Origin of the sequence: Shewanella septentrionalis, assembly GCF_025370265.1 — a bacterium.
GTDB classification, from domain to species: Bacteria; Pseudomonadota; Gammaproteobacteria; order Enterobacterales; family Shewanellaceae; genus Shewanella; species Shewanella hafniensis.
In genome coordinates, this window is the sequence record NZ_JAMTCC010000012.1 from 73,052 (window position 1) to 90,453 (window position 17,402).

Genomic DNA, 17,402 nt, shown 5'->3' on the forward strand with positions numbered 1-17,402 from the left:
AACCACACACATTTAAATACCGACTGGTAAAAAATATTCTGTACTGAACGGTAATATATAGCGTAAAATGACTCTGTCAACAAATTTATGTACCGATTGGTATTAAATTAAAGGCGCGCACTAACCTTCACTTTGCAATGCGCCCTTAGGCGGTAAGCCACAAGTTTGATCTTCAACGCATTTTTATGAATATTGAGGCGAACGCTGACTGACACGGATTGAATGCTGAACTTAGGTGACAGCTTGAATGACTAAGTAGACAGATCCCCTTAGTCAGTCATCAGTCAGCAAGTGTGGCTGGACACGGACTAAACCCATGTCTATCCTAGGGGCAATTGAGAATTGAGGAGCCTAATGATGTCAACCGTCACCCCGACGCCCTGTGTAGGTCGCCCACGTGCCTTCGACACTGACGATGCATTAGCCAAAGCCTTAGAAGTCTTTTGGCGCAAAGGTTTTGAAGGTACGTCGTTAACCGATTTAACCCAAGCTATGGGCATTAATAAGCCAAGCCTTTATGCCGCCTTCGGCAATAAAGAACAGTTATTTCTCAAAGCGATAGAATTATATGAACAACGCCCCTGTGCGTTTTTCTATCCCGCACTTGAGCAGAAAACCGCCTATCTGGTGGTCGAGTCAATGCTGCTCGGGGCCGCGAGCTCTTTGGTGGATAAAAGCCATCCGCAGGGATGTTTGATTGTTCAAGGGGCATTAACCTGCAGTGAAGCAGGGCAAGCGATTAAAGACACTTTGATTAATCGTCGCCGCGACGGTGAAATCGCCCTGTGCGAACGACTGCAACGCGCCAAAGATGAAGGGGATTTGCCCTATGACGCCGATCCCTTGCTGCTTGCCCGTTATGTCGGCACTGTGTTGCAAGGCATGGCGGTACAAGCAACCAGTGGGATTTGTCCGGATGAATTGCGCAAAGTGGCCGAGCTAGTGCTGGCTAACTTTCCGCGCAATGATGAGTCCTGAACCATAAATCCTAATGCATAAATCCTGATGTGCACAAACAATAACCCCAGTCGAGTCCTCACTTACTGGGGTTTTATTTATGCTTTGCTTTATTTCTGTCCAACCATTTACTTGTGCACAACCAAGAGTTCTCTAAACAGTTGTCTGAGTCGTTTCAACAATGGCAGGCTGCTTTTATCTTGATGCTGGATCACATCAACGTTTGCATACCAGCCTATCTGCTCAAACTCTATAGGGACCCGAGTCAAGTTGCCCGATAAAACTGAGGTGGATGCCATGTGCTCTGGCAACAGACACCAACCATGGCCCTGTAATGCGAGCTCCAATAACACATAATAGTTATCGGCATACCAAACATCAGGACTGAACGCCTGCTGAAAACTGCTAGTTTTAGTATTACGTGAGCGGATGCATAATTGTCGATACAGTCGCAATGAGTCCATGTTCGGTGCAACTGATTTCGCTAAGGGATGCGAACTCGCCACATAAAGATCGAATTCAATCACACCAATACTCTCAAAATCGATACTACTTGGCATAGATAATTCGCTAAAAATCAGTCCTGTAGATGCTCTTCCCGAATGCACCATGTCGATAATATCTATGCTTGAGGCACTGAGAAATTCGAGTTCGATATTAGGAAAATCACTTTCTAACAACCGTATGATTTCCGATATTCTCTGTATCGGAATGCCTTCATCCACCGCAAGGCACACTTCTGAAAATTGGCTACTGAACAGTGATAAGGCGGTATGTTTGAGTCTACGATGTTGAAGAATCGTCGCTCTTGCGTAGGGCAGCAATTTACTGCCTTCGGCCGTTAAAACCGGATAACGACCCGAACGGTCAAATAACTCAACTCCACAGTCAATTTCAAGATTCATCACATGCTGGCTAATCACGGACTGTGCTTTCTTAAGTAGCCTTGCGGCATTCGAAAATGAACCAGATTCTACGGTTTCCATAAAGGCTTCGAGTTGTTCGAGACTAAACATATCGCTTTTACCGATACTATCTAACTATTAGTTATCCCTATACTAGATAAAATTATGGCCATAGTCACATTGAATGAATGGGAAATAGCCATGAAAACGACAGAACGTATCTTTAACGCCTTACTCTTTGAAGCAATTGCCCTCGCGATTATTATCCCGGTTTCTGCCCTCATATCAGGCAAGGGAACCAGTGAGCTTGTCATAGTCGGTATCGCTTTGAGTCTTTATACCGTGGTATGGAACTACTTCTACAACCTAGGATTCGACAGGGTATTTGGGGCAAATCGAGAGCAACGCACTTTAAAAACCCGAATACTGCATACCTTTGGATTTGAAGGGGGACTTATTTTCATTAGCATACCGACCATCGCTTGGTTTCTACAGATAGGTTGGTTGGCAGCTATGGGCTTAGAAGCGGTTTTTTTGATCTTTTTCTTCTTCTACAGCACCCTATTCCATTGGTGCTATGACAAGTATCAGCCCTATAAGACTTGGTTTACTATGCCAGCCACTAAGGCCAAATAGTATTGCTAACATCAACACACATCACCATCAAACGAACCTCACTCAGCACTTTAGCGGTTCGTTTGATGACAGTTTTGAGGTTTATCGATTTTATTTTATTTAACAGAATCCTAAGTCAATTCATTCGTTACCCAGCGCAAAATCTCACTTAAAAGCGGAAAATGGAGGTTGCTGAAATACCCTATAAACTTCACAAAAGTACTAACTATCTGTAATTAATATTCAAATCATTAGTCTAGATACAATTCTTTATGCTATAAAAGCCCATATATTAAGCAGGGAGATGGCAGCAAAATGCGTGTAGGGAACAGAGTGAGGCTCAGGATGCAGCAGGCATTAAATTTGCCCTCAGCATTAATACTTGGCGTCGTTTTATTACTCGCATCTATGGTTTACAACATGGCACTCGCCCAAGAAAGCAATGCCGTGCCCTCAGAATCGCAGCCTCAGGCGATAACCTTAGCTGCAGAAGACAGTTGGCCGCCCTTTGCCAATCAGTTTGGCCAAGGTATTTCCCACCGTTTAATTCAAGCCGCCTTTAAGCAGTCGCATATTGAAGTAAATAGCTTAGTCGTGCCCTATTCTCGTGCCTTGATGATGGCAGAAAAAGGCGCAGTAGACGGGGTATTTAATGTCACCCGCGAGATTAGCACCGAGCAACGTTTTATCTTTGGCAAAACCCCACTGCTTGTTGCTACCGCATCATTTTATCAAAAGAAACAAAAACCTATATTGGCTGACAACAAATGGGCACTACCAAAAGGCGCGGTTATTGGAGTAATTAAAAGCTATGAATATGGCGATGAGTTTCCCAAATTAGTCAAACAGCAACAGCTCAATATCGTCACCGTAGCTAATCAGCAGCAATTAATTAATTTATTGTTGATTGGACGCATAGATGCCGCCTTAATGTTCGATTTAGTCGCGAAAGAAAACCTGAAAAAAATGGGCGTAGATGATGACGTCATTCCTGTATTTGCTAACCATAGCAGCGATATTTTTTTGGCCTTCTCGAAGAAAAATCCACAGGCACAGACCTTAGCGACCCAACTCGATGCGGGCTTATCACAGCTAAAAGCCACTGGCCAATACGAAAAATTACTCTTAGTCGCTGACTAATCCCTATCGCTGCGAGCGAATGATCTCTTGATTCACCCAATATAATAGCTGCTTGATGGCCTTAGACAGGATCTGATTCTGGCGCACAATATAGCCCAAACTGGTTGTAGGAAATTGTGGCAGAGGAGTCACTTTAGTGGTCAAATTCGCCTTAGTATAAACCGAAAATTCCGGCACTATCGCCACCCCAAACCCCGCCTCGGCCCAATCGATTTGCGCATCTACACTGCCCACCTCCATAATTCTGTAATTCGGTAAATTCAGCGACGGCAGTGCGGGATCGAGCAATTCGCGAGTTCGCGTATCGTGGCCCAGCAGAATTAAGGTGGGTTGCTCGGCTAAGGGCGTATCTACAGAAGGCGTAGCCTGTTGCCATTGTTGTAAATTGTCCCCGATTGCACACCATTTAATCTGTTGTAGTTCAGTAAAATGCAGTGGCTGACTCTCCTTTTGCGCGATCACAAACCCTAAATCCGCCTCGGCATTGGTCACTAACTCAGAAGCTTGGGATGAGGTAGTATTGAGCAGCGAGAAATCAATCCCAGGGAACTCCGCCTTAAAGAGCTGAAACGGCTGGATCAACAATAACCGCGAGATAATGTCGCTGGCGGCGATGGTCAAGGTACCCTGACTAAGGTCGTTAATCGCATTGAGATCCGCCTGACAGATTTGTAGCTCCATCAAAGTCTTTTGACTCGTCTCCAACAGACGAAACCCTGCCTGCGTTAATCGAAAGGGATTACGATCAATCAACTTGACCCGAGTGCTTTGCTCTAACTGCTTAATATGCAAGCTAACATTGGGCTGCGTCATGTGCAGCGCCGTGGCCGCTTTGCCAAAATGCTTATGTTCAGCCAAAGTCACAAAAGTCTTTAACCAATTTATATCGAGCATAAAACCCCCTATTGCAGAGTATTAGCGTTAATTATCACCAATGATATATGAAATCCTTATTGAGATGATAACCATAATTAATTTCTCTTATTCAAATGACGGGTCTAGCATAGCGTCTTAATCAATGTGGAGATGATGTTATGCCGTCTATCGTGGTTGTGGGTGCAAATTGGGGTGATGAAGGCAAAGGCCGCATCGTAGATTATTTAGCCGCGGATGCCGCTGCCAGTATTCGCTTTCAAGGCGGTAACAACGCCGGACATACCGTAGTCAACGACTATGGCACCTTTAAATTACACCAATTACCGAGTGGCATTTTCAACCCTAACTGCATTGCAGTATTGGGCCCTGGCATGGTGATCAGCCCAGAAAAGCTCAGCGTTGAAATTGCTGAAGTACAAGCAACAGGTGTTGAAGTCAAATTATGCATTTCTGACCGTGCGACCCTGTGCTTACCTTTACATGCATTAGAAGATACCTTAGAAGAACAACGTCTTGGCGATTTAGCCTATGGTTCAACCCGTCAAGGGATTGCACCTGCCTATGGTGATCGCGTGATGAAAAAAGGCATTTTAGTCGGTTGGTTAAACCAACCTGAAGTGCTGCAAGAACGTATTCAATTTATGCTCGACTGGAAAATGCCACAATTAAAGGCACTTTATCCAAGCTGTGATTTTAATCAAACTGCCGCTGAAATGACTGCATGGTTATTAGAAGTGACTGCGCCATGGCGTCCATTTATTTGCAATGTGACTGAGCCATTAAAAGCATTACAAAAACAAGATGCAAGCTTACTGTTTGAAGCGCAATTAGGTGCTGGCCGCGACTTAGTGTACGGCGAATACCCTTACACCACCTCATCAAACGTGACTGCGGCTTACGCAGGTATCGGTAGTGGTTTACCTGCGCTACGCCCAGAGCGCGTAATTGCGGTAGCGAAAGCCTTTAGCTCATCAGTAGGTACAGGCACGTTAGTGACGGCAATGGAAGAGCAAGACGCGTTCCGTGAAAACGCCAACGAGTTTGGTGCAACCACAGGCCGTCCACGTGACATGGGTTACTTTGACGCTGTTGCCACCCGTAATGGTGTTGAGCTGCAAGCGGCAACTGAAATTGCCCTGACTAAGATTGATTGCCTATCAGGCATGAAAGATCTGAAAATCTGTGTTGCCTATGAAGGTGAGCACACTGAGAACCCAATTTGGCCACAAACTGCCGCGTTGAGCCCAGTGTATGAGCAAATGCCAAGCTGGAGCGAAGATATTACCGGTTGTCGCACTTTTGAGAGCCTGCCAGTGGCCGCACAGCACTATGTTGAACGTATTGAAGCCCTAATGGGTGTGCGCGTTAGCATGGTTTCTGTTGGGCCTGAGCGCGATCAAATGATCATTCGCTAATCGCTAAGTTTACCCCAAGCCATATTGACTTAAGTGAATATGGCTTTTTACTTTTATGTTTACCATTGAAAAATCACGCCAGACCTTAGTCGCTGCAATTGATATATCGAGCACTAACTCTCTGATATTCAAATATTGCCGCTAAATGAAATGGCATTACTCTTCAAATACGTATTTATCTATCATACCGACCATACGGCCAATTTCGGGTTTAGTAATAGTGTCATTCGCCCCCAATGCTATTGCCTTTATACGGTTATCCTCGCTCATTAGGGAAGAAAACATCACAATCGGCATGTGTTGATATGCCTTGGATTCTCTTAAGCGTTTAACCAGATGCATCCCATCCATGCGAGGCATTTCAACGTCCGTGATTACAGCACTGACAAAGTCTGAAATAGAGGCATTATCTTGTTCAGCCAGACTCTCAAATTCCATTAGCATTTCAAGCGCATCACCACCATCTTTAGCAGTAATAATGTTATAACCTGCACTGCGGAGCGTATTTTCAATCATTTTGCGAATAAAAGCGGAGTCATCGACAACCAGAATGGTTTTCGCTTCACGTTTTGCCAGCATTTTGTCATTAATCAGCACGCTCCTGTCGAGGGTGACATCGTACTTATCCATACTCAGCTCGGGATTGATATCGGCAATGATTTTCTCAAAATCCAATATCATAATCAGCATGCCATCACGGCGAACCACGGCAACGACACAATCATTTTCACCCGCTTCTAAAAACTGACTCGGCGATTCAACTTGCTCCCACGACACCCGATGAATGCTGCGAACACTATCGATTAAGAAGCCATTAATCATCTTATTAAAATCAGTGACGATAACGACCTTATGGGTTAAATCCTCCGGTGTCGATATGCCTAGCCAACCGGCAAGATCGACTAAAGGGATTAGCTTTTCTCGCAACGAGAACACCCCCACCATATGCGGTTGTGCATTGGGATAGTCGGAGGTTTCTGGCACCCTAATCACTTCCCGCACTTTGGCGACATTGATCCCGTAATGACAGACTTTATGGCCGCCGTTAGGGAGAACCTTATGCAGATGAAACTCAATAATCTCGAGTTCATTTGTGCCACTTTCGGTCAATATTTCTGATTTTTTTATTTCGCTCATATGAAGCTCTCAACCTAGCAAATCAACATAAGAAAGGTATTCCAGCTATCAGTATAGGAAGGGATTAATGAGTTAGGCACGATAGTGCGATTTTACTGCCTGATTAGCGTGATATTTCTTGAATATGAGTTGTTCACAGATTGATCACGGGCTTACTTTTGTTTAAAGAGATAAGCCGCTAAACTAATGCGCCATAATACTCCCTAGAATAACCTTAACCCCATGCCGCAATTTAGCCCGACCTTTTCCTTTCCAGTGCAAATCTACTATGAAGATACTGATTTTTCTGGCGTGGTGTATCACCCCAACTTTTTGAAATACTTCGAGCGTGCCCGTGAGCATGTAATTGGTGCGGAGCGTTTAAGTGCCTTGTGGCAACAAAACCAGCTGGGTTTTGCTGTGTATCGTAGCGATATGCTGTGCCATGAAGGGGTGGAGTTTGCCGATATTATCGATGTGCGCACTCAGTTTTACTTCGAAAGTAAGTACCGCACTGTGTGGCAGCAGGAGATTTGGCGTCCACAAGGTAAAAAGCCTGCCGTCACCGCCACCATTGAAATGGTGTGTATGAATCAAGCTCGCCAATTAGCGCCTATGCCAGCGGAGTTAATCGCTGTTTTAAGCCAAGGTTTTGCCTCAAAGGTGCAAAACTAATACGGGCGATTTGACTAAAGTGATAATGAATATCGTTAGAGCCCCGTAGGAATGGGGCGAGCAACGACTCATTAAAGCTGCCCTAACGTTAATTGATGTCGGATTTACTGGGTCTAACATTACTCAGAGTTGGTTTAATGAATGGCTGATTTAAATGTGATGCAGCTTAGCCCAATTCATTTCAAGTTCGGCGGCACGCATAGGTTTAGCGTAATACATACCTTGTAGGGTATCGACGCCCATAGCGACCAGCCTATCTCTGATCTCAAGGGTTTCGATCCCTTCGACTGTGACTTCATAACCTAATTTTTTAGCAATATTGATGCTGGCTTCGAGGATATATTCCGATGGTTTATCTTGCTCGAGATCCTTTAAAAAGGCTTTATCGATTTTGACTTCATTAACGGGTAGATGCTTCAAATAAGCCAATGAAGAATGACCGGTACCAAAATCATCAATCGCGAGCCTAACCCCTAACGCACGAATTTTATCTAAGGTTTCGACCGCCTTAGTTAAATCCGCCATTAAAGTACTTTCGGTAATTTCAATCATTAAAGATTCAGGTGGAAGCTGGTAATAAGCTAATCTCGCCGCAATTTCTTGAGGCAAGGTTTCATTGTCAAGATCCCGTGTAGAGAGATTGACTGCGACGCACAATTGTATTCCTGCCGCGCGCCATTTTGCCTGCTGCGCTAACACTTGGTCGAGTGCCCATTGGCTCACTAAATCAATCATGCCAGCATATTCGGCTAAGGGGATAAACTCGCCAGGAGAAATAACCCCAAGCTCGTCGTGCTCCCAGCGCATCAAGGCTTCAACCTGAAAACACCGTCCCGTCGCAATATCCTGTTTCGCTTGATACACCATATACACTTGATTGCGTTGTAAGCCTTTGGGCAAGCTATCGATAATTCTCAGTTCTCTTAACTGTTGAATATCATCATTCTCGGCATAGTAAGCAATCGCACTACGAGAGTGGCGGGCTTTCTTCAGCGCCAAATCGACGCGACGTAACATCTGGCTCGTGTCGGCGTGGTGTTCATGTAAATGCACACAACCGATTTGAAGTTTAACGCTGACTGGCGTGTTCTTAATGCTAAAAGGCACCTGCAAGCGGCCTCTCAAATGGACTAATTGCTCCTCAGTCAACGCTTGCTCGTAATATAGGCAGAACTCATCGCCATTGAGCCGTGCGATTAATCTTGGAGATAAACTTAAGCTGTTTAACCGTTCTGCAAATTGCTTTAGCAAGATATCGCCAAATACAAACCCAAAGAGATCATTTACATAGCGAAATCGATAAATATCAATCAGCACTAGCGTCCCTTGAGTCAGTGGCATCATAGAGGCCAGCGTACGTTTAAGGCCGACGCGATTCACTAGTCCAGTCAACTTATCTTTACCTGCGCTTGCGGGTAAGGCCTTCAATAACTCATCTAAGGTATGGTACAGAGGTGCAAACTCTTGGGGAACAATGCCAATGTCTAAAGCTTGGCGCTCAATCTTTTGTTGCTCTAATTGGGTACAAAGTTGTGCTAAAAACTTTTGTTGTGACCGTAGCGACCTATATTTTGCCTGCAATATATACAATGAAAATATCAATAAAATGAGCGAAGCAACGACTAACCCGATTTCGAACATACCTTGGCCTCTGCTTTACCGCGTAAGCTTATTATCAAATGGCACTGCAGTTGAGTGCCTAAGCGCCATTTGAGTTCCATTTAGGCCTAACGATTATTGGTAACTTTCTCTAATTGAATGGAATTTTTCCATAAATTCATCACTGGCTAAATCATCGGTTGTCACGGGTAAACCACGGGCAACAAATACACCAAGACGTTGTTCTAACTCTGTACCTGCCCGTAGCTCACCGGTATAGAAGGCCGCTGCACGGATAAAGTCGAGGTAAGTAACATGGTCGGGCAGATAAGGTAAATCGGCCCAGCGCTCAACCACTTCCATCACTTCGGTAGAAAAATCCCAACTCTTTAACACAGCACGACCTAAAGGCCCCTGCATTTTACGAACGAGCGCGCGTAATTGATCAATGCTGGTAAATAAATGCGGCTGCGCCTCAGCTTCGGTCAACACAGGTAAAGCGCCAATGTTATGTACGAGTCCGGCTAAGGTTAAGGTATCAAAATTTAATCGACTGGTTGAATGGCGTTTATTATACATCTGCAACATGGCACAGGCGGCTGCGGTCACATCGATTGAGGTGCGCCACACTTCATCCATGACCTCCCACACCATTTCATTGGTGGAAATGAACAATTGCTCCATTGCCACTGACGTTGCAATGCTCTTAATTTGAATTAACCCAATGCGTGAAACCGCACTATTAATGCTTTCAGCGGGGACGCCTCGGCTGTATAAGGCACTATTGGCCACCTTAATAATACGGGCAGAAATCGCCGCATCTTGGCCGATCACTTCTGCCACTTGTTTAAGGCTAGTATCTGAGCGTCCGACCACTTCTTGCACCCGCATCGCCACTTCAGGCAATGTCGGTAGCACTAAGGCATCATCTTTTAGTTTTTTTAATAAACTGACTAACAGTAGATGTTCGGTAGACATCTTAGCTCCCATCAATCTGTAAACATGAACATTGGATAGTTGGAGTATATCAGCTGGCTGTCATTAGATACGTAGAAAAAAGCAACGGACGTTAATAAATTGTATGATTGCGTTATCAATTTTGCCTTAATTATCGGCTTTAATCTTCTACAGTAATCATCACCAGAGCTGAAATGTTCCTCGCTGCTCGCTAACGCTAAACGCCCTATATTCGTAAAATGTGAAGTACCACTAAAGTTAGTGAAGGCAATTTGCATAACCCTACTTTCATTGTGTAAAATCCCGCCCCCGCGCACCGCGCCATTTATTCATCGATTAATTAACCAATTTGAGAGTGATTATGTTTAAACCTGAGTTGCTGTCTCCAGCTGGAACCCTGAAGAACATGCGCTACGCCTTTGCCTATGGCGCAGATGCCGTGTATGCCGGTCAGCCGAGATATAGCCTAAGGGTACGTAACAATGACTTCAAAATGGAAAACCTTGCCACAGGCATACAAGAAGCCCATGCGCTGGGTAAAAAGCTGTATGTTGTGAGCAACATAGCACCCCATAATGCCAAGCTAAAAACCTATATCAAGGACATGGAACCCGTAGTGGCGATGAAGCCAGACGCGCTGATCATGTCCGATCCGGGTTTAATCATGATGGTACGTGAAGCGTTTCCCGATCAAGTGGTGCATTTATCCGTACAGGCGAATGCCATCAACTGGGCCTCGGTCAAGTTTTGGCAAACCCAAGGGATTAAACGTGTGATCCTGTCGCGCGAATTATCCTTAGATGAAATCGAAGAAATTCGTCAACGTTGCCCAGATATTGAACTCGAAGTCTTTGTACATGGCGCCCTGTGTATGGCATATTCAGGCCGTTGTTTGCTCTCGGGTTATATCAACAAACGCGATCCAAACCAAGGCACTTGTACTAATGCTTGTCGCTGGAAATACGATGTACACGAAGCGCAGCAAAACGACAGCGGCGACATCATTGCCATGCCTAATGCAGTACAAATCGAAACTCCGACGACTTTAGGTGCGGGTGCGCCCACGGATCAAATCTACCTACTGCAGGAAGCCAATCGTCCCGGCGAATACATGCCAGCCTTTGAAGATGAGCATGGTACTTATATCATGAACTCTAAGGACTTACGTGCGATTCAACACGTTGAGCGCCTGACCAAAATGGGTATAGACTCACTTAAAATTGAAGGCCGCACTAAGTCTTTCTATTACGTCGCCCGCACCGCACAGTTGTATCGCCGCGCGATTGAAGATGCTTCATCGGGTAAAGATTTCGACCGCAGCCTAATGAATCAATTAGAAGGTCTAGCCCACCGTGGTTATACCGAAGGCTTTTTGCGTCGCCATGTGCATGATGAATATCAAAATTATGACTATGGCTACTCAGTCAGTGACACCCAACAATTTGTGGGTGAACTGACGGGTAAGCGTAACCTTGCAGGACTGGCCGAAATCGAAGTGAAGAACAAGTTTTCCGTTGGCGACAGTGTCGAGCTGATGACGCCGCAGGGCAATATCAGTCTGACGATTGAACAACTTGAAAATCGCAAGGCTGAAGCGGTTGCAGCGGGCTTAGGTTCTGGACACACTGTGTATCTGCCCGTGCCAAAAGAAGTCGATTTGAGCCACGGTATTTTGCTGCGTAACCTGCCCCAAGGTCAGGATACGCGCAACCCACATGAACTAGGTTAAGGTCATGGCATTACTGATCGACGATAGCTGCATCAACTGCGACATGTGTGAGCCTGAGTGTCCTAATCAGGCCATCACTATGGGCGAAGAGATCTATGAAATCGATCCCGACCGCTGCACCGAATGTGTGGGGCATTACGACAAACCGACTTGCGTGTCTGTCTGCCCAATTGATTGCATCGACCCAGATCCAAACCGCGTAGAGTCCAACGACGAACTGTTAGTGAAATTTGCCGTGTTAACGCAAAAAGCTTAATCACTTAGCCAGACCGAGTGGTTATCTAACCTCTCGGTCAAATCTACCTCATCCCCGCCTAAAACAATTCAACAGACATGCATATAAACAGTATGCAAAACTATTTAAGCGCATAAATCCGAGCATTCATTCCTGGTTTACTAGAAACACTACTTTAGACTGACTTTGATTTAGTTCTGCCTGTCAAAAAACTAACAGACGGTATTTATCCCTTCTTCGCAATTTATAGTTCAAGACATAATGTCGCTTGAAAAATCACCACTTTTACAAACATTGTTACTTTAATAGACTGAGAGTTATTATTTTGACGCTTATTTGTACAACTAAAAAATCATTCCAGTAAAAACTCACTCAGGCACAAATTGTAAATCAAATGTTACATTTGAACTTTATGAATGAGGTAAGCCTTAAGCATTAAACTGGGCAGGTTGAAAATACCTTCTACATTGGATTATGTCTCGAAGTCCGTGGAGACATAAAAAGAAAATGGAGTTCAACATGCATAAGAAACATTTAATAGCAGTCGCAGTCGCAACGGGACTTGCTTACTTCCCTGTTAACGCTAATGAATACCAAGCGACTATGGTAAGTGTCCCACAATCTAAAGCCATCAAAGATACTTACATCGTTGTATTCAATACCCCAAGTGTTCTTAATCTAAGTAATAACAACACCATAGCTGAATTCGCGGTTCAACAAGCCGAGAGTTTAGTCAATCAATATGATGTCAGAGTGATGAAAAACTTTGGCAATGTGCTCAATGGCGTACTCATCAATGCCAGTGCCCAACAAGTTAAAGCACTGCTTAAAGATCCAAACGTGAAGTACGTGGAACAAGATCAAGTGATGTCAGTAACGCCCATGATGGAAGCCAATGCGGACCAACCGAGTCCGACCTGGGGCATAGACAGAATCGATCAACGCAACTTGCCATTGGATAACAACTATCACACGGATTACGATGGATCAGGTGTGACCGCCTTTGTTATTGATACTGGGGTGCTAAATACACACAATGAGTTCGGCGGCCGCGCAAGCAGTGGCTATGACTTTATCGATAATGATTACGATGCGACTGACTGTAACGGTCATGGTACCCATGTGGCCGGGACGATTGGCGGCTCAACCTACGGTGTCGCAAAAAACGTCAATGTGGTGGGTGTCAGAGTGCTTAACTGTTCAGGTTCTGGCAGTAACTCTGGCGTGATTGCAGGGATAAACTGGGTGAAAAACAATGCTTCTGGCCCCGCTGTCGCGAACATGAGTTTAGGAGGCGGCGCCTCCCAAGCCACGGATGATGCCGTCAATGCCGCCGTAGCTGCAGGGATCACCTTCGTAGTCGCAGCCGGCAATGATAATAGTAATGCCTGTAACTACTCCCCAGCTCGTGCCGCAGATGCCATCACTGTCGGTTCAACCACCAGTAACGATTCCCGCTCGAGTTTTTCTAACTACGGGACTTGCCTTGATATCTATGCGCCCGGTTCGAGCATAACTTCCTCTTGGTATACCTCAAATTCAGCGACCAATACCATTAGTGGCACCTCAATGGCTTCCCCCCATGTGGCAGGCGTCGCGGCATTATACTTAGATGAAAATCCTAACCTCTCCCCCGCACAGGTGACTAACTTACTCAAGACGCGCGCCACTGCGGACAAAGTCACAGATGCTAAGACAGGCTCACCGAATAAGTTACTGTTTTCACTTGCAAGCGATGATGGTGGCTGTGGTAATAATTGCCCCGTTGACGAAACTCCGCTGCAAAATAATCTGGGTATCGCGATCAGTGGAGCCACAGGTTCAGCAACTTATTACTACATTGATGTCCCCGCAAATGCGGCAAGTTTAGGCATCAACCTCGCGGGGGGCTCTGGCGATGCGGATATTTATGTGAGCCAAGGACAAAAACCGACTACGACCAGCTATCAATGCCGCCCATATCAAAATGGCAACAATGAGAGCTGTAATTTCACTGCACCTACGGCGGGTCGTTGGTACGTGATGGTTCAAGGCTATAGCAATTATGCCAACGCCCAGCTGACAGCCAGCTACAACCTCAATGGCGGCGGAAATTGTACCGATACGAACTGCTTAACCAATGGCGTACCCGTCACGAATTTAAGCGGAGCAACGGGAACTGAAACCCTGTATAAAATCGTCGTCCCAGCGAATAGCCAACTCAATATTACCACCAGTAGCGGGACTGGAGACGTGGATCTGTATGTCAAAGCAGGGACTGTCCCAACGACCACCAGCTATGATTGTCGTCCCTATAAAAACGGTAACAATGAAAGCTGTTCAATCACCGTGACTCAAGCGGGAACTTACCATGTGATGTTACGTGGTTATGCTAATTACTCGGGCGTTCAACTGAGTGCAAGCTACTAGCGAGTAAATCAGCTCAGTCAGTTTTGACTCACACTTAAGCCCACTAAGGTAACAACTTAGTGGGCTTTTTAGTGGTTTATTCAGAAGCCAATCTCGCGAAATGGCATTAATCACTTGATCAATAACTTGGAGACTTAGCGAGAATAACCGTTGGTTTTGCTTCGAGTTGCAAACGCTCGATCACAGCGGCGAGCTTTTCAACGCTAAGGCGAATTGGGGTCGGCATACAGGCAAATTCGATGCTGAGCAGCAGGTTTTTCACTTCGAGCCCTAATTCTGTATCGCCTTCAATACTCAACTTACGCTGGAAGAATAGCGTGTCGGGATCTTCCTTTGCTGCTGCCACTAACACCAATTCAGCCGAGTTGGCACTAAAGCTCACCTGCGCGTCGGTCAACTCTCTGACTTGCCACTTGCCATTAAAACTCACCTCAAAGGCCAGATTTAAATCATCCACTCGGATCGCAACCCATTTATCACTCAAAAATCCGAGTTCATCGTCTGCTGCTTGCTCGGCGAGTAATAGCCCAAGTAATTGGCTGATCACTTTCGCTTTGAGGCTAAAGGGCATTTTAGCAAGGGGAAAGCCAATGGCTTTTGGGGTGAATTCTAAAAGTTGCTGAGCGATTTTTGCGGAAAAAACAGCGGACATGGCGTAAACCCTACAAGAATAAAACATATATATCCCAGTTTATCGGGATTTTATGATCTTAAACCTGTTTTAAATCAATTCATCGCCATTCAATCTTACCTACACTCAGCGGCTATCATTTTATCGGGAGCATCACTATGGAGCTGTTGTGTCCAGCAGGAAATCTGGCCTCGCTAAAGTCGGCATTACATGCCGGAGCCGACGCTGTGTATCTAGGACTAAAAGACGACACCAACGCCCGCTCGTTTGCAGGATTAAACTTTACCCCCGCAAAGTTGCAAGAAGCCACTGAGCTGACGCAAAAGCACGGCAAGAAAATTTTTTTGACCTTAAATACCTTTCCAAAACCCGGTGAAGAGCACCGCTGGTATCAGGCCATTGATTTAGCGGCAAAACTGGGTATGGATGCATTAATTGTCGCCGATCTTTCTTTACTCGATTATGCCCATAGGCACTATCCCAAGCTGCCACTGCATTTATCGGTGCAGGCCAGTGCGACCAATCTGGGCGCGCTGAACTTTTATAAAGAAGCTTTTAACATCGCCCGAGTCGTGTTGCCGCGGGTGTTATCGATAAAACAAGTGCGTGACCTTGCCAAGGTTAGCCCAGTGGATTTAGAAGTGTTCGCCTTCGGTAGCCTGTGCATTATGGCCGAAGGCCGTTGCCAGCTGTCATCCTATGTAACGGGACAATCGCCCAACACCGGCGGCTCTTGTTCACCGGCAAAACACGTGCGCTGGCAGGAAGAAGGTCAGAACCGATTAACGCTGCTCAATGATGTGTTGATTGATAAGTCGGCCCTCGATGAACAGATGGGTTATCCCGTGGTATGTAAAGGCCGTTACATCACGGAAGATCAAGATTCGCCGCAGTATTTGCTCGAATCACCAACCAGTTTGAATACCTTAAGTCTACTGCCAGAACTCGCCAAGGCGGGCATAGTGTCGCTAAAAATCGAAGGCCGCCAACGCAGCCCGGCCTATGTTGAGCAAGTTACGAGAGTTTGGCGCCAAGCCATAGACACCTATCGAGATAACCCCGAACTGTACTCAACAAGCCAAAACCAACCCCATTGGGAACAAGCCCTTGCAAAAGTTTCCGAGGGTCAAATCACCACACTTGGCGCCTACGAGCGTGATTGGCAATAAAGGTAAATGGACAGAGCGCCAGATTAACAAAGGATAAGTAATGCATATTTCCCTAGGCCCGCTGTTGTATTGCTGGCAAAAACAACAGGTCACAGATTTTTATCAGCAAGTCGCCGCCAGTCAAATTCCCTTAGTGTATTTAGGCGAGGCCGTTTGCAGCCGCAGACGTGAACTCAAGTGGGGCGATTATCTCGAACTGGCACAGATGCTTAAGCAGGCGGGTAAAGAAGTGGTGATTTCAACGCTGGCGTTAATCGAAGCGCCATCGGAATACACTGAGCTGAAACGCCAAGTCGATAACGGCGAATTTATCGTTGAAGCGAATGATATGGCGGCAGTCTATCTCGCCAACGAGCACAAGCTGCCCTTCGTCTGCGGCGCGAGTATCAATAACTACAATCGCGCCAGTTTAGACATTTTGCAGCGATTTGGGATGCAAAGGTTTGTGATGCCAGTGGAGCTATCAAAAGCTTGGCTTAGCCAAGTGATCCAACAAAAGCCGCCATTTGAAGTAGAGGTCCTCGGTCACGGCTATTTGCCCCTCGCCCATTCGGCGCGCTGCTTTACCGCTAGGCACAAACAACTCACCAAAGATCATTGTGAAACGGTGTGCCGTGAATACAGCAAAGGGCTACTCGCGCAAACCCAAGAGCTGCAGCCTTTACTCAGACTCAATGGGATCCAAACCCAATCCGCCAGTTGTTTAGATTTACGCAGTGAAATAACGACAATGGCAAAGATGGGGATCGATGTGTTTCGGGTATCACCCAGTAGTTTTGACTGCATCACCACAGCCAATGCCTTGGTCGATGCAATTAACACGCCTGAAAATGCTCAACATTTTGCGATTAGCAGCGATGTGAACCTAGAGACAACCCAGTGTAACGGCTATTGGTTTGGAGAAGCAGGCCTTGCTGTGCATGCCAATCCCTAGCACGACTCAGAGCCTTAGCCAGAGTCTGAGTCTGAGTCTG

16 protein-coding genes are annotated in these 17,402 nt (G+C 45.8%); 10 read left to right on the top strand and 6 right to left on the bottom strand.

From position 1 onward, the window contains the following. Positions 1-354: 354 nt before the first annotated feature. Positions 355-978, top strand: coding sequence for a TetR/AcrR family transcriptional regulator (locus tag NE536_RS08905; RefSeq protein ID WP_106651266.1), 624 nt, complete (start codon positions 355-357; stop codon positions 976-978). A 107-nt stretch (positions 979-1,085) separates the two neighbouring features. Here the strand turns inward: NE536_RS08905 and NE536_RS08910 are convergent, their stop codons facing one another. Then, positions 1,086-1,973, bottom strand: a complete 888-nt coding sequence (locus NE536_RS08910) for a LysR family transcriptional regulator (protein ID WP_261272467.1) — start codon at positions 1,971-1,973, stop codon at positions 1,086-1,088. 90 nt (positions 1,974-2,063) lie between these two features. Between NE536_RS08910 and NE536_RS08915 the strand changes: the two genes are divergently transcribed. Next, positions 2,064-2,498 carry a PACE efflux transporter gene (locus NE536_RS08915; RefSeq protein WP_261272468.1) on the top strand — a complete coding sequence of 145 codons (435 nt, stop codon included), beginning with the start codon at positions 2,064-2,066 and terminating at the stop codon, positions 2,496-2,498. Between the two features lie 294 nt (positions 2,499-2,792). Beyond that, the gene (locus tag NE536_RS08920) at positions 2,793-3,617 is read left to right on the top strand and encodes a substrate-binding periplasmic protein (protein ID WP_261272469.1); all 825 of its coding nucleotides are present in this window, start codon (positions 2,793-2,795) and stop codon (positions 3,615-3,617) included. 3 nt (positions 3,618-3,620) lie between these two features. On the opposite strand, the gene NE536_RS08925 is transcribed toward NE536_RS08920, so the two are convergent. Then, the gene (locus tag NE536_RS08925) at positions 3,621-4,511 is read right to left on the bottom strand and encodes a LysR family transcriptional regulator (protein ID WP_220777574.1); all 891 of its coding nucleotides are present in this window, start codon (positions 4,509-4,511) and stop codon (positions 3,621-3,623) included. Between the two features lie 140 nt (positions 4,512-4,651). Between NE536_RS08925 and NE536_RS08930 the strand changes: the two genes are divergently transcribed. Further along, complete coding sequence (locus NE536_RS08930; RefSeq protein WP_106651270.1) at positions 4,652-5,908, top strand: adenylosuccinate synthase; 1,257 nt, start codon at positions 4,652-4,654, stop codon at positions 5,906-5,908. A 156-nt stretch (positions 5,909-6,064) separates the two neighbouring features. Here NE536_RS08930 and NE536_RS08935 read toward each other — a convergent pair whose 3' ends face one another. Further along, on the bottom strand, positions 6,065-7,045 hold the full coding sequence (locus NE536_RS08935) for a chemotaxis protein (RefSeq protein ID WP_261272470.1): 981 nt from the start codon (positions 7,043-7,045) through the stop codon (positions 6,065-6,067). 222 nt (positions 7,046-7,267) lie between these two features. Here NE536_RS08935 and NE536_RS08940 point away from each other — a divergent pair, with 222 nt between their 5' ends. After that, positions 7,268-7,699 carry a thioesterase family protein gene (locus NE536_RS08940; protein ID WP_106651272.1) on the top strand — a complete coding sequence of 144 codons (432 nt, stop codon included), beginning with the start codon at positions 7,268-7,270 and terminating at the stop codon, positions 7,697-7,699. A 150-nt stretch (positions 7,700-7,849) separates the two neighbouring features. Here the strand turns inward: NE536_RS08940 and NE536_RS08945 are convergent, their stop codons facing one another. Further along, the gene (locus NE536_RS08945; RefSeq protein ID WP_261272471.1) at positions 7,850-9,340 is read right to left on the bottom strand and encodes a putative bifunctional diguanylate cyclase/phosphodiesterase; all 1,491 of its coding nucleotides are present in this window, start codon (positions 9,338-9,340) and stop codon (positions 7,850-7,852) included. 93 nt (positions 9,341-9,433) lie between these two features. Then, positions 9,434-10,276 carry an HDOD domain-containing protein gene (locus NE536_RS08950; protein WP_261272472.1) on the bottom strand — a complete coding sequence of 281 codons (843 nt, stop codon included), beginning with the start codon at positions 10,274-10,276 and terminating at the stop codon, positions 9,434-9,436. Positions 10,277-10,616: 340 nt separating this feature from the next. On the opposite strand from NE536_RS08950, the gene trhP reads away from it, so the two are divergent. The 3 genes from trhP to NE536_RS08965 all read left to right on the top strand — a co-directional run bounded on the left by trhP (position 10,617) and on the right by NE536_RS08965 (position 14,628). Further along, positions 10,617-11,984: a prephenate-dependent tRNA uridine(34) hydroxylase TrhP gene (gene trhP / locus NE536_RS08955; RefSeq protein WP_011847485.1), complete on the top strand. Its 1,368-nt coding sequence runs from the start codon at positions 10,617-10,619 to the stop codon at positions 11,982-11,984. Positions 11,985-11,988: 4 nt separating this feature from the next. After that, positions 11,989-12,240 carry a YfhL family 4Fe-4S dicluster ferredoxin gene (locus tag NE536_RS08960; protein WP_006082676.1) on the top strand — a complete coding sequence of 84 codons (252 nt, stop codon included), beginning with the start codon at positions 11,989-11,991 and terminating at the stop codon, positions 12,238-12,240. A 498-nt stretch (positions 12,241-12,738) separates the two neighbouring features. After that, positions 12,739-14,628, top strand: coding sequence for a S8 family peptidase (locus tag NE536_RS08965; protein WP_261272473.1), 1,890 nt, complete (start codon positions 12,739-12,741; stop codon positions 14,626-14,628). Positions 14,629-14,746: 118 nt separating this feature from the next. Here NE536_RS08965 and ubiT read toward each other — a convergent pair whose 3' ends face one another. Continuing rightward, a complete protein-coding gene (gene ubiT / locus NE536_RS08970) occupies positions 14,747-15,280 on the bottom strand; it encodes a ubiquinone anaerobic biosynthesis accessory factor UbiT (RefSeq protein ID WP_261272474.1) in 534 nt (177 codons plus the stop codon). 137 nt (positions 15,281-15,417) lie between these two features. Between ubiT and ubiU the strand changes: the two genes are divergently transcribed. Then, positions 15,418-16,428 carry a ubiquinone anaerobic biosynthesis protein UbiU gene (gene ubiU, locus NE536_RS08975; RefSeq protein ID WP_261272475.1) on the top strand — a complete coding sequence of 337 codons (1,011 nt, stop codon included), beginning with the start codon at positions 15,418-15,420 and terminating at the stop codon, positions 16,426-16,428. 40 nt (positions 16,429-16,468) lie between these two features. Beyond that, entirely contained in the window at positions 16,469-17,362 is an 894-nt protein-coding gene (locus NE536_RS08980) for a U32 family peptidase (protein WP_261272476.1), read from the top strand. Positions 17,363-17,402 lie beyond the last annotated feature (40 nt).

What these genes read in the sequence shown, in the direction of transcription:
- NE536_RS08905 (WP_106651266.1), top strand. Translation starts at nt 355, where the DNA reads ATGATGTCAACCGTCACCCCGACGCCCTGTGTAGGTCGCCCACGTGCC.
- NE536_RS08910 (WP_261272467.1), bottom strand. Translation starts at nt 1,973, where the DNA reads ATGTTTAGTCTCGAACAACTCGAAGCCTTTATGGAAACCGTAGAATCT.
- NE536_RS08915 (WP_261272468.1), top strand. Translation starts at nt 2,064, where the DNA reads ATGAAAACGACAGAACGTATCTTTAACGCCTTACTCTTTGAAGCAATT.
- NE536_RS08920 (WP_261272469.1), top strand. Translation starts at nt 2,793, where the DNA reads ATGCGTGTAGGGAACAGAGTGAGGCTCAGGATGCAGCAGGCATTAAAT.
- NE536_RS08925 (WP_220777574.1), bottom strand. Translation starts at nt 4,511, where the DNA reads ATGCTCGATATAAATTGGTTAAAGACTTTTGTGACTTTGGCTGAACAT.
- NE536_RS08930 (WP_106651270.1), top strand. Translation starts at nt 4,652, where the DNA reads ATGCCGTCTATCGTGGTTGTGGGTGCAAATTGGGGTGATGAAGGCAAA.
- NE536_RS08935 (WP_261272470.1), bottom strand. Translation starts at nt 7,045, where the DNA reads ATGAGCGAAATAAAAAAATCAGAAATATTGACCGAAAGTGGCACAAAT.
- NE536_RS08940 (WP_106651272.1), top strand. Translation starts at nt 7,268, where the DNA reads ATGCCGCAATTTAGCCCGACCTTTTCCTTTCCAGTGCAAATCTACTAT.
- NE536_RS08945 (WP_261272471.1), bottom strand. Translation starts at nt 9,340, where the DNA reads ATGTTCGAAATCGGGTTAGTCGTTGCTTCGCTCATTTTATTGATATTT.
- NE536_RS08950 (WP_261272472.1), bottom strand. Translation starts at nt 10,276, where the DNA reads ATGTCTACCGAACATCTACTGTTAGTCAGTTTATTAAAAAAACTAAAA.
- trhP (WP_011847485.1), top strand. Translation starts at nt 10,617, where the DNA reads ATGTTTAAACCTGAGTTGCTGTCTCCAGCTGGAACCCTGAAGAACATG.
- NE536_RS08960 (WP_006082676.1), top strand. Translation starts at nt 11,989, where the DNA reads ATGGCATTACTGATCGACGATAGCTGCATCAACTGCGACATGTGTGAG.
- NE536_RS08965 (WP_261272473.1), top strand. Translation starts at nt 12,739, where the DNA reads ATGCATAAGAAACATTTAATAGCAGTCGCAGTCGCAACGGGACTTGCT.
- ubiT (WP_261272474.1), bottom strand. Translation starts at nt 15,280, where the DNA reads ATGTCCGCTGTTTTTTCCGCAAAAATCGCTCAGCAACTTTTAGAATTC.
- ubiU (WP_261272475.1), top strand. Translation starts at nt 15,418, where the DNA reads ATGGAGCTGTTGTGTCCAGCAGGAAATCTGGCCTCGCTAAAGTCGGCA.
- NE536_RS08980 (WP_261272476.1), top strand. Translation starts at nt 16,469, where the DNA reads ATGCATATTTCCCTAGGCCCGCTGTTGTATTGCTGGCAAAAACAACAG.